10 protein-coding genes (1 of these 10 cut by a window edge) are annotated in these 9,539 nt (G+C 75.2%); 5 read left to right on the plus strand and 5 right to left on the minus strand.

Annotation, left to right across the window (positions count from 1 at the left end; translation table 11 throughout):
- Positions 1-115: 115 nt before the first annotated feature.
- Entirely contained in the window at positions 116-2,443 is a 2,328-nt protein-coding gene (locus tag ACFCZN_RS03875) for a glycoside hydrolase family 3 C-terminal domain-containing protein (RefSeq protein ID WP_430555871.1), read from the minus strand.
- Between the two features lie 111 nt (positions 2,444-2,554).
- Positions 2,555-3,064, minus strand: a complete 510-nt coding sequence (locus ACFCZN_RS03880) for a GNAT family N-acetyltransferase (RefSeq protein WP_430555872.1) — start codon at positions 3,062-3,064, stop codon at positions 2,555-2,557.
- A 40-nt stretch (positions 3,065-3,104) separates the two neighbouring features.
- On the opposite strand from ACFCZN_RS03880, the gene ACFCZN_RS03885 reads away from it, so the two are divergent.
- Complete coding sequence (locus ACFCZN_RS03885; protein WP_430555873.1) at positions 3,105-3,521, plus strand: nuclear transport factor 2 family protein; 417 nt, start codon at positions 3,105-3,107, stop codon at positions 3,519-3,521.
- On the opposite strand, the gene ACFCZN_RS03890 is transcribed toward ACFCZN_RS03885, so the two are convergent.
- From ACFCZN_RS03890 to ACFCZN_RS03900, 3 genes are read right to left on the minus strand one after another with little or no spacing between them, the layout of a single operon-like run.
- Positions 3,518-3,838, minus strand: coding sequence for an AzlD domain-containing protein (locus ACFCZN_RS03890; RefSeq protein WP_429762243.1), 321 nt, complete (start codon positions 3,836-3,838; stop codon positions 3,518-3,520). The two genes, ACFCZN_RS03885 and ACFCZN_RS03890, sit on opposite strands and share 4 nt — an antisense overlap.
- Entirely contained in the window at positions 3,835-4,545 is a 711-nt protein-coding gene (locus ACFCZN_RS03895) for an AzlC family ABC transporter permease (RefSeq protein ID WP_429762242.1), read from the minus strand. Before ACFCZN_RS03895 ends, ACFCZN_RS03890 begins: the two co-directional genes overlap by 4 nt.
- Before the next feature lie 47 nt (positions 4,546-4,592).
- Complete coding sequence (locus tag ACFCZN_RS03900) at positions 4,593-6,059, minus strand: NAD-dependent succinate-semialdehyde dehydrogenase (RefSeq protein ID WP_430555874.1); 1,467 nt, start codon at positions 6,057-6,059, stop codon at positions 4,593-4,595.
- A 130-nt stretch (positions 6,060-6,189) separates the two neighbouring features.
- Between ACFCZN_RS03900 and ACFCZN_RS03905 the strand changes: the two genes are divergently transcribed.
- The 4 genes in view from ACFCZN_RS03905 to add are tightly spaced (at most 43 nt apart) and all read left to right on the plus strand, a layout consistent with a single transcriptional unit that may run on beyond the window.
- Positions 6,190-6,729 (plus strand): AAA family ATPase, encoded by a 540-nt coding sequence (locus ACFCZN_RS03905; protein WP_430555875.1) that lies wholly within the window; start codon positions 6,190-6,192, stop codon positions 6,727-6,729.
- A gap of 43 nt (positions 6,730-6,772) precedes the next feature.
- Positions 6,773-7,711 (plus strand): 4-hydroxy-tetrahydrodipicolinate synthase, encoded by a 939-nt coding sequence (dapA, locus tag ACFCZN_RS03910; RefSeq protein WP_430555876.1) that lies wholly within the window; start codon positions 6,773-6,775, stop codon positions 7,709-7,711.
- A gap of 22 nt (positions 7,712-7,733) precedes the next feature.
- A complete protein-coding gene (locus ACFCZN_RS03915; protein ID WP_429762238.1) occupies positions 7,734-9,419 on the plus strand; it encodes a ribonuclease J in 1,686 nt (561 codons plus the stop codon).
- Positions 9,359-9,539, plus strand: the 5' end (the start) of a protein-coding gene (gene add, locus ACFCZN_RS03920; protein ID WP_430555877.1) for an adenosine deaminase. Its footprint extends 1,946 nt past the window's final position; only the first 181 of its 2,127 coding nucleotides appear in the window; the start codon lies at positions 9,359-9,361; its stop codon lies beyond the right edge, outside the window. The genes ACFCZN_RS03915 and add overlap by 61 nt, the downstream gene beginning before the upstream one ends.

Raw genomic sequence — 9,539 nt, forward strand, 5'->3', positions numbered from 1 at the left:
CTCCGGGCTTCCATCCGGATAGGATGGCCGGGCCATTTCGGAGCGGGGGAGGCGGCTGCCCGAGGGAAGGCGTCGGGGGGGCAGCGGCGAAAACCCCCCCCACGACGTGCGGCGGTCAGGCGTTCGCGGCCGCCACGAGCTGGGCGAGGGTGCCGCGGTCGAACCCTGCCAGGCCGAAGTCGGCGATGACCGCGAGCGGCATGTCCGTGGCCATGGCCAGCAGGCCCGGGTCGACCGGCGTGCCGTCCAGGGCGCCGCGCACCACGGGTCCGGCCACCGGGTGCTCGAGCGCCTCGCCGAGCGTCGACAGCTCGTGCAGCGGGAGGGTGACGTCCTCTCCGACGACGTCGACCACCAGTTCGGCGCGCAGGTCGCGGGACGACGCGCCCACGGCGACGCGGAACTCGCCGCCCTCCAGCACCCAGCGGCGCAGCACGGGGTGCCAGTACGACAGGTCGCGGGCGTCGAGGCCGAACGTCACGACCCGCGACTCGCCCGGCTCGAGGTGCACCTTGGCGAACGCCTTGAGCTCGCGCTCGGGCCGCTGCACCTGGGCCTGCGGGTCGCCCACGTACACCTGGACGACCTCGGACCCGGCGACGGGGCCGGTGTTGGTCACGCGCACGGCGACGCGCACCTGGGCGTCGGCGCCGGAGCCGGTGACCTCCGCCGCCGCGTCGTCGTAGGCGAACGTCGTGTACGACAGGCCGTGCCCGAACGGGTACGCGACGTCGACCTGGCGGGCGTCGTACCAGCGGTAGCCCACCAGCACGCCTTCGCCGTAGCGGACGTGGCCGAGCTCGCCGGGGAAGTTCCCGAAGGCCGGGGTGTCCTCGAGGCGCAGCGGCAGGGTCTCGGTGAGCCGGCCCGACGGCGCGACGGCGCCCGTGAGCACGTCGGCGACGGCGGAGCCGCCGGCCTGGCCGCCCAGCCAGCCGGTGAGCAGCGCGGGGGCGACGTCCTGCCACGGGGCCACCGAGATCGCGGAGCCGCCGGCGAGCGCGACGACGACCCGCGGGTTCGCCGCCGCGACGGCGCGCAGCAGCGCGACCTGGTCGGCGGGCAGGTCCAGGTGGTCGCGGTCGTAGCCCTCCGACTCGTACGCGGCGGGAAGGCCGAGGAACACCAGCACGGTGCGCGCGCCGCGCGCCGCCTCGACGGCCTCGGCGACCAGGGCGTCGGGCGAGCGGTCGTCGGCCGGACCCTCGGCCAGCGTGTACCCCGCGGCGAACGGGAGGTCGGCGCCGGCGGCCGCCCTCAGCGCGGTCAGCGCGTCGTCGAGGCGGGTCGGGTTGACCTGCGAGGACCCGGCGCCCTGGTAGCGCGGGGTCCGGGCGAGCTCGCCGACGACGGCGACGCCCGCGAGGGCGCCGGGCGCCAGGGGGAGGAGGGGTGCGCCGTCGACCGGGGCGTTCTTGAGCAGCACGGTGCCCGCGGCCGCGGCCTCGCGGGCGAGCGCGTGGTGGGCGTCGACGTCGAACGACCCGGGCGCCTCGGCCGCCGGCAGCGACCGGGCGACGAGGTGCAGGACGCGGCGGGCGGCCGCGTCGACCAGGGCCTCGTCGAGCTCGCCGTCGCGCACCGCGGCGACGACCTCGGCGTCGGTGCGCCCGCCGGACGACGGCATCTCCAGGTCGAGTCCGGCGGCGACGCCGGCGACGCGGTCGCGCACCGCGCCCCAGTCGGACACGACGAGGCCCTCGAAGCCCCACTCGTCGCGCAGCACCGTCGTGAGCAGCCAGTCGTGCTGCGAGGCGTAGACGTCGTTCACCTTGTTGTAGGCGCACATGACGGTCCAGGGCTGCGCCCTGGTGACGACGCGCTCGAAGGCGGGCAGGTAGATCTCCCGCAGCGTGCGCTCGTCGACGTCGGCGGACACCCGCATCCGGTCCGCCTCCTGGTTGTTGGCGGCGAAGTGCTTGAGCGACGTGCCGACGCCGAGCGACTGGATGCCCTCGACGAGAGCCGTCGCGAGCTCGCCGGCCACCACCGGGTCCTCGGAGAAGTACTCGAAGTTGCGCCCGCACAGCGGCGACCGCTTGATGTTCACGCCCGGGCCGAGGAGGACCGCGACGTCGTTCGCCCGGGTCTCCCGGCCGAGGGCCTCGCCGACCCGGTGCAGCAGGTCGGCGTCCCAGCTCGACCCGAGCGCGGCTGCCGTCGGGAAGCAGGTGGCGGGCACGCTGTTGCCGAGGCCGAGGTGGTCCGCGTTCTCGTCCTGCTTGCGCAGGCCGTGCGGGCCGTCGGTGACCATCACGGACGGGACCAGCGTCTCGCCGTCGCGCTCGACCGGCTGCGTGTGCCAGAAGTCGACGCCGGAGAGCAGAGAGGCCTTCTCCTCGAGCGTCAGCCCGGCGAGCACGCGCTCGACGTCGAACGGGTGGGCGGGGTGCTCGGGGGTGCCGTCCGCCGCGGTGGCGGGCAGGGTCTGGTCGAGGGTCACGGGGCGCTCCAGGGGTCGGCGACGGTGCAACGTCCGCAGCCTAGCAAGAAACCTACCGTCTGGTAGGCAACTGTGGGCGACCGCGCGCCAGGGGGGACACCGGGGGCGGCGTCAGACGGCGGCCGACCAGCGCCGCTCGACCACGTCCCGCACGCCGGTGGCCAGGGTGCGGGACGTGCCGTCCGGGCCCAGCCCCGCCGAGGAGAGGAACCGCTCGCGCGCGGAATCGTCGTCGAGCACCCAAGTGACGACCTGCTCGGCACCGTCGGTGCGGAGCCGGTCGACCGCGGCGGACAGCAGCCGCGAGCCGTGGCCGCCGCGCTGGTGCCGGGGCTCCACCTCGAGCGCCACGAGCTGGCCGGGTCCCACGGCCGCGAAGCCGACGATCTCCGGCCCGTCCAGGGCGACGAGCACGGCGAAGCCGGGGCCCGGGGGAGCGGTGATCGCCCGCGCCCATCGCTCGCGCATGGTGTCGGTGTCGAGCGCGTCGACGACGCCGTCGCCCAGCGCCACCTCGTGCGTCGCGCGCCACGCCGACACCTGGACGCGCGTGACCGCGTCCTCGTCGCCGGGGACGGCCGGGCGGACCGAGACGTCGGCCGTCTCGCGGAAGAGTGCCATCGGGCCACCCTAGTGGCGGGCGAGATGGGAGGATCCGCGCATGTCACTGACGACCGAGGACCGCCTCGCCATCCATGAGCTGCTATCCCTGCACGGCCATCTCGTAGACGCCGGCCGCCTCGGCGACGAAGATCTCGGCCGGCTGTTCGTTCCGGCCGTCCGCTACGACACGTCCGCTCTCGGGGGCCCCGTCCTCGAGGGCATCGCGGCCGTCCGGGAGGCGGCGTACGAGCTCGGGGAGGGCAACCCGGTCGCGCACCTGGTGACCAACGTCGTGGTGGCGGTCGGCGAGACCGACGGCACGGCGACGGCCATGTCGAAGGGCCTCGGCGTCACGGCGTCCGGCGCGGTCGGTGCCGTCACGTACGACGACTCCCTCGTCCGCACCCCGGCGGGGTGGCGCGTGAGCGCGCGCCGCATCACGCCGAGTCGCCGCCCGGGAGCGGCGGGCTCCTAGCCCCAGCCGAGGGCCCGCAGCCCCGCCGCGGTGGCGGCCGCGAGCACGACCACGAGGATGAACGGGGCGCGCAGGGCGAGGGCGATCGCCGCGACGGCGAGCGCGGGCACCCGGGCGTCGACGACGAGCGCCTGCCCGTCCGCGAAGGTCTGCACGACCACGAGCGAGACGAGCAGCGCCACGGTCACGAGGGTCGACGTGCGCTGCACGCGCTCCGTCGCGAGCCAGTGCTCGGGGATGAGATGGCCGGCGAGCTTGAGCCCGAAGCTGAGCAGCGAGGCGGCGAGGACGGCCACCCACAGCGCGGTGGTGGTCATGCGGCCTCCTTCCGGTCGTCCGGCGTGCTCGGCGTCGCGACCACGCCCACGACGATCGCGACCGCCGCGGCGGCGAGGACGGGCACGCCCGCGGGGACGACGGGGATCAGCGCGGCGGTGACGACGACGGCGAGCGCCGCGACGACCTGCGCGCGCCGGGCGGCCAGGCGCGGCCACACGAGGGCGAGGAACGCGGCCCCGGCTGCGGCGTCGAGCCCCCAGGCGCGCGGGTCGCCCAGCGCGTCGCCGGCGAGGGCGCCCAGCAGCGTGAACGCGTTCCACAGCACGAACACGCCGATCCCGGTGACCCAGAACCCGGCCCGGGTGGCGGCGCGCTCCCGCTGGCCGACGGCCACCGCGGTCGACTCGTCGATCGTGAGCTGTGCCGCGGCGAGGCGTCGCCAGCCGCGCACCTCGAGCAGCGGCGCGACGACGGCGCCGTACAGCGTGTTGCGCACCCCCAGCAGGGTCGACGTGGCGATCGCGGCGACGGGGGAGCCGCCCGCGGCGACGACCCCGATGAGGGCGAACTGCGACCCGCCGGAGAAGAGCAGCAGGCTCAGCGCCATCGTCTGGGGCACGCTGACGCCCGCCACGACCGACAGCGCCCCGAACGAGATGCCGTACAGGCCGGTGGCCACCGCCACGCTCGCCCCCTGGCGGACGGCGGACCGCACCGCCGGGTCGTGCCCCTGTCCACGTGTCACGCCGGTAGGAAATCACGGCGCGTCCCGGGCGAGAAAAAATCCGGCGCTCAGAGCGCCACGTACACCGTCTCGAGGTACTCCTCGAGACCCGCCTCGCCGCCCTCCCGGCCCAGGCCGGACTGCTTCATGCCGCCGAACGGGGCGCTCGCGTCGGAGACCATGCCGCGGTTGATCCCGATCATCCCGGCGTCGATCTCCGCCCCGACGCGCAGGGCCCGCTGCAGGGACGTCGTGTAGGCGTACGCGGCGAGCCCGTACTCCGTGTCGTTCGCGAGGGCGAAGGCCTCGTCGTCGTCGGCGAAGCCGACGACGGGCGCCACCGGGCCGAAGATCTCCTCGCGCACGGCCCGCGCGTCCCGGTCGACGCCGGCGAGCACGGTGGGCTCGAAGAACGTGCCGGGGCCGTCGGGGCGCCCGCCGCCCGTGAGCACCTGCGCGCCGCGGTCCGTGGCGTCGTCGACGAGCGCGGTCACCTTCTCGACGGCCGGGGCGTCGATGAGCGGGCCGACGTCGACGCCGTCCACGTCGCCGCGCCCGACGCGCAGGGCCGCGAACCGGTCGGCGAGCCGCCGCGCGAACTCGCGGGCGACGGAGTCGTGCACGAGGAACCGGTTGGCCGCGACGCACGACTGGCCGGCGTTGCGGAGCTTCGCGACCGTCGCGCCGTCGACGGCGGCGTCGAGGTCGGCGTCGGCGAAGACCACGAACGGCGCGTTGCCGCCGAGCTCCATCGACGTGCGCAGCACCTGGTCGGCAGACTGTTTCAGCAGCGTGCGCCCGACGGCGGTGGATCCGGTGAAGGACAGCTTGCGCAGCCGGTCGTCGGCGAGCAGCGGAGCCACGAGGTCCCCCGAGCCCGCCGTGGGCACGACGTTCACGATGCCGGGCGGCAGCCCGCGCTCGGCCGCCTCCGACCGGATCACCTCGGCGACGAGCATCGTGGTGAGCGGGGTCTGGTGGGCCGGCTTGATCACGATCGTGCAGCCCGCCGCGAGCGCGGGGCCGATCTTGCGCGTCGCCATCGCGATGGGGAAGTTCCACGGCGTGATCAGCAGCGCCGGGCCGACCGGCCGCCGGTGCACGAGCTGCCGGTTCGCGCCGGCGGGGGCGGTGCGCACCAGGCCCTCGGCCCGGACCGCCTGCTCGGCGTACCAGCGCAGGAAGTCGGCGCCGTACGCGACCTCGGCACGGGCCTCGGCCAGGGGCTTGCCGCACTCGGCGGTGATGAGGGACGCGACGGCGTCGCTGCGCGCGACGAGCCGCTCGTACACGGCCCGCAGCAGCTCGGACCGCTCGCGCGGCGCGACGGCGCGCCACGCGGGCGCGGCGTCGGCGGCGGAGGCGAGCGCGCGCCGGCCGTCCTCCGGGGAGGCGTCGGCGACGTCGAACAGCACCTCGCCCGTGGCGGGGTCGGTGACCTCGAACGTCCGCCCGCCCGAGGCCGCGGTCCAGTGACCGTCGGCGAGCATGCCGGTCGGCAGGTGGGCGACGAGCGCGGGCGACAGCGAGCTCATGCCCCGAGTATGCACAGCGCGCGGTCCGCTCGACACGGGGAACGGCAGACCTCGCCCGCGGCCGGTTCCCCGCGACGCTCCCGACGACGTTCCCGACGACGTTCCCGACGACGTTCTCTACGATCGACGGATGGGCGACGGGCGGGGCGAGGGCGCGGTGACGCTGCTGCTGCTCAACGGGCTGCCGGGCGCCGGGAAGTCGACCGTCGCCGGGGCGCTCGCGGCCGGGCGGCCAGGCACGCTCGTCCTCGACGTGGACGTGGTGCGCACGCTGATCTCCGGCGACCCCGCCCGGGCGGCGGAGCCCGCCCGACGCCTCGCCCTCGACATGGCGCGCTCGCACCTGCGGGCCGGAGCCCACGTCGTCGTCCCGCAGCTCGTCGCGCGACCCGACCAGGTCGCACGGTTCGCGCGCGCCGCCGCGGACGGCGGCGCGCGGTTCGTCCACGTGATCCTGCGGGTCGCGCCGGCGACGCTCGCGCGTCGGGTGGCGGCCGACCGTGCTGCCGGACGCGCGGCGCACCGTGCCGACCTCGACGACGCCGCCCGGGGCGCCTACGCGGCGGGCCTGCGCGAGGTGCTCCGCACGGCGGCCGCGGTCGAGGTCGACGCCGACACGGCGGACGTCCCCGGCCTGGCGGCGCGGCTGGGGCGCCTGCTCGACGGGTGAGTCCCGTCCGTCGTGCACGGTCGCGCCCGGTACGGTTGACCTCATGACGCTCGCCCCTGCCGCCGCGCGCCCTTTCGGCGCCGTCCTCACCGCGATGGTGACCCCCATGACGCCCTCGGGCGACCTGGACCTGGACGCGGCGGTCAAGGTGGCGAAGCGCCTGGTGGACGACGGCAACGACGGGCTCGTGCTGTCGGGGACCACCGGCGAGTCACCGACGACGCACGCCCCTGAGAAGGCGGACCTCGTGCGCGCCGTCGTGGACGCCGTCGGCGACCGGGCGTACGTGCTGGCGGGCGCCGGCTCCAACGACACCGTGCACGCCGTGCGCATGGCCGAGCAGGCGGCGGACGCGGGCGCCCACGGGCTGCTCGTCGTCTCGCCCTACTACTCGCGCCCGTCGCAGGAGGGTCTGTACCGGCACTTCGCGACCGTCGCCGACGCCACCGAGCTGCCCGTGATGCTGTACGACGTCCCGGGGCGCACGTGCGTGCGGATCGCGGCGTCGACCTACGAGCGCATCGCACGGCACCCGCAGGTCGTCGCCACGAAGGACGCCACCGGTGACGTGTCGTCCGTCGCGCCGCTGGCGGCCGCGACGGGCCTCGCCTGGTACTCGGGCGACGACAGCCTGCTGCTGCCGTTCCTGTCCATGGGCGGGGCCGGTGTCGTGTCCGTCTCCGCGCACGTCGTGGGCGGGGCGTTCGCCGAGGTCGTGCGCCGGTGGGACGCCGGGGACACCGCCGGCGCCCTGCGGGCCTACCTGCCCACCGTGCCCGTCATCGAGGCGCTCAACGGCGCCGGCGCGCAGGCCGCGATGGCCAAGGCCGCGATCGAGGCGCTCGGTCTCGTGGACAACCGCGAGCTGCGCCTGCCCAACGTGGCCGCCTCCGAGGACGACGTCGCGCGGCTGCGCGACGCCCTCGCGACGGCGGGCTACCTGAACGACGGCGTCCGTGCGGGCGTCACCACACTTCCGTAAGACCTACCGGCCTGGAGGCCCCGTGAGCCACCCTCACCCCGAACTTCCCCTGCCCCCCGCCCTGCCGTCGAAGGGGCTGCGCATCGTGGCCCTCGGCGGCCTGGGCGAGGTGGGCCGCAACATGGCCGTCCTCGAGTACGAGGGCCGCCTGCTGATCATCGACTGCGGCGTCCTCTTCCCCGAGGACCACCAGCCCGGCGTGGACCTGATCCTGCCGGACTTCGACTACATCAAGGACCGTCTCGACGACATCGAGGCGATCGTCCTGACGCACGGGCACGAGGACCACATCGGCGCCGTGCCCTACCTGCTGCGGCTGCGCCGGGACATCCCGCTCGTCGGCTCGCGGCTCACCCTCGCGTTCGTCGAGGCGAAGCTCAAGGAGCACCGCATCAAGCCGGTGCTGCGCGTCGTCGCGGAGGACCAGACCGAGGCGTTCGGCCCCTTCGACTGCGAGTTCGTCGCCGTCAACCACTCGATCCCGGACGCGCTCGCCGTCGCCGTCACGACCGGCGCCGGCACGGTGCTGCACACCGGCGACTTCAAGATGGACCAGCTGCCGCTCGACGGCCGCATCACCGACCTGCGCGCGTTCGCCCGGCTGGGCGAGAAGGGCGTCGACCTGTTCATGGTCGACTCCACCAACGCCGAGGTGCCCGGCTTCGTCACCAACGAGGTCGAGATCGGCCCGGCGCTGGACGCCGCCTTCGCGCAGGCGGAGAAGCGGATCGTCGTCGCGTCGTTCTCCTCGCACGTGCACCGCGTGCAGCAGGTCCTCAACGCCGCGCACGCGCACGGCCGCAAGGTCGCGCTCGTCGGCCGCTCGATGGTGCGCAACATGGGCATCGCGGCGGAGCTCGGCTACCTCGACGTCCCCCCGGGCGTCCTCGTCGAGCTCAAGCAGGCCGCGAGCCTGCCCGACGACCGCATCGTCTACATGTCGACCGGGTCGCAGGGCGAGCCGATGGCCGCCCTGAGCCGCATGGCCAACGGCGACCACAAGGTGCAGGTCGGCCACGGCGACACCGTGATCCTCGCGTCGTCGCTCATCCCGGGCAACGAGAACTCGGTGTTCCGGGTCATCAACGGGCTCACCCGCCTCGGCGCCCGCGTCGTGCACTCCGGCAACGCGAAGGTGCACGTGTCCGGCCACGCCAGCGCCGGCGAGCTCCTGTACTGCTACAACGTGCTCAAGCCGAAGAACGTCATGCCGGTGCACGGCGAGGTCCGCCACCTGGTGGCGAACGGCGCGCTCGCCGTCCGCACGGGCGTGCCGGCCGACCGCGTGATCCTCGCCGAGGACGGCGTCGTCGTCGACCTCGTGGACGGCAAGGCGTCCGTCGTGGGCGCGGTGCCCTGCGGCTACGTCTTCGTCGACGGCTCGACCGTGGGCGCGGTCACGGAGAACGAGCTCAAGGACCGCCGGACGCTGTCCGAGGAGGGCTTCGTCTCCGTCTTCGCCGTCGTCGACACCGCGACCGGCAAGGTGATCGCCGGCCCGCAGATCCTCGCCCGCGGCATGGCGGAGGACAACGCGGTCTTCGAGGAGATCCAGCCCGACGTCGTGGCGGCGCTCGAGAACGCGATCGCGGGCGGCGCCGCCGACACCTACCAGCTGCAGCAGGTGATGCGCCGCGTCATCGGGCAGTGGGTCAACCGGCGCCTGCGCCGCCGGCCGATGATCGTGCCGGTGGTCGTCGAGGCCTGACGGACCGGACGCCCTGGTCAGGGGCACGAGCGGCGGGGGGGGGGCCAAAAGGCTTGGGGGGCCCCCCCCCCCCCCCCCCGAGCCCCCCCCCCCCCCCCCCCCCCCCCCCCCCCCCCCCCC

It is taken from the genome of Isoptericola sp. NPDC056134 (assembly GCF_042264825.1).
Lineage (GTDB): Bacteria > Actinomycetota > Actinomycetes > Actinomycetales > Cellulomonadaceae > Isoptericola > Isoptericola nanjingensis.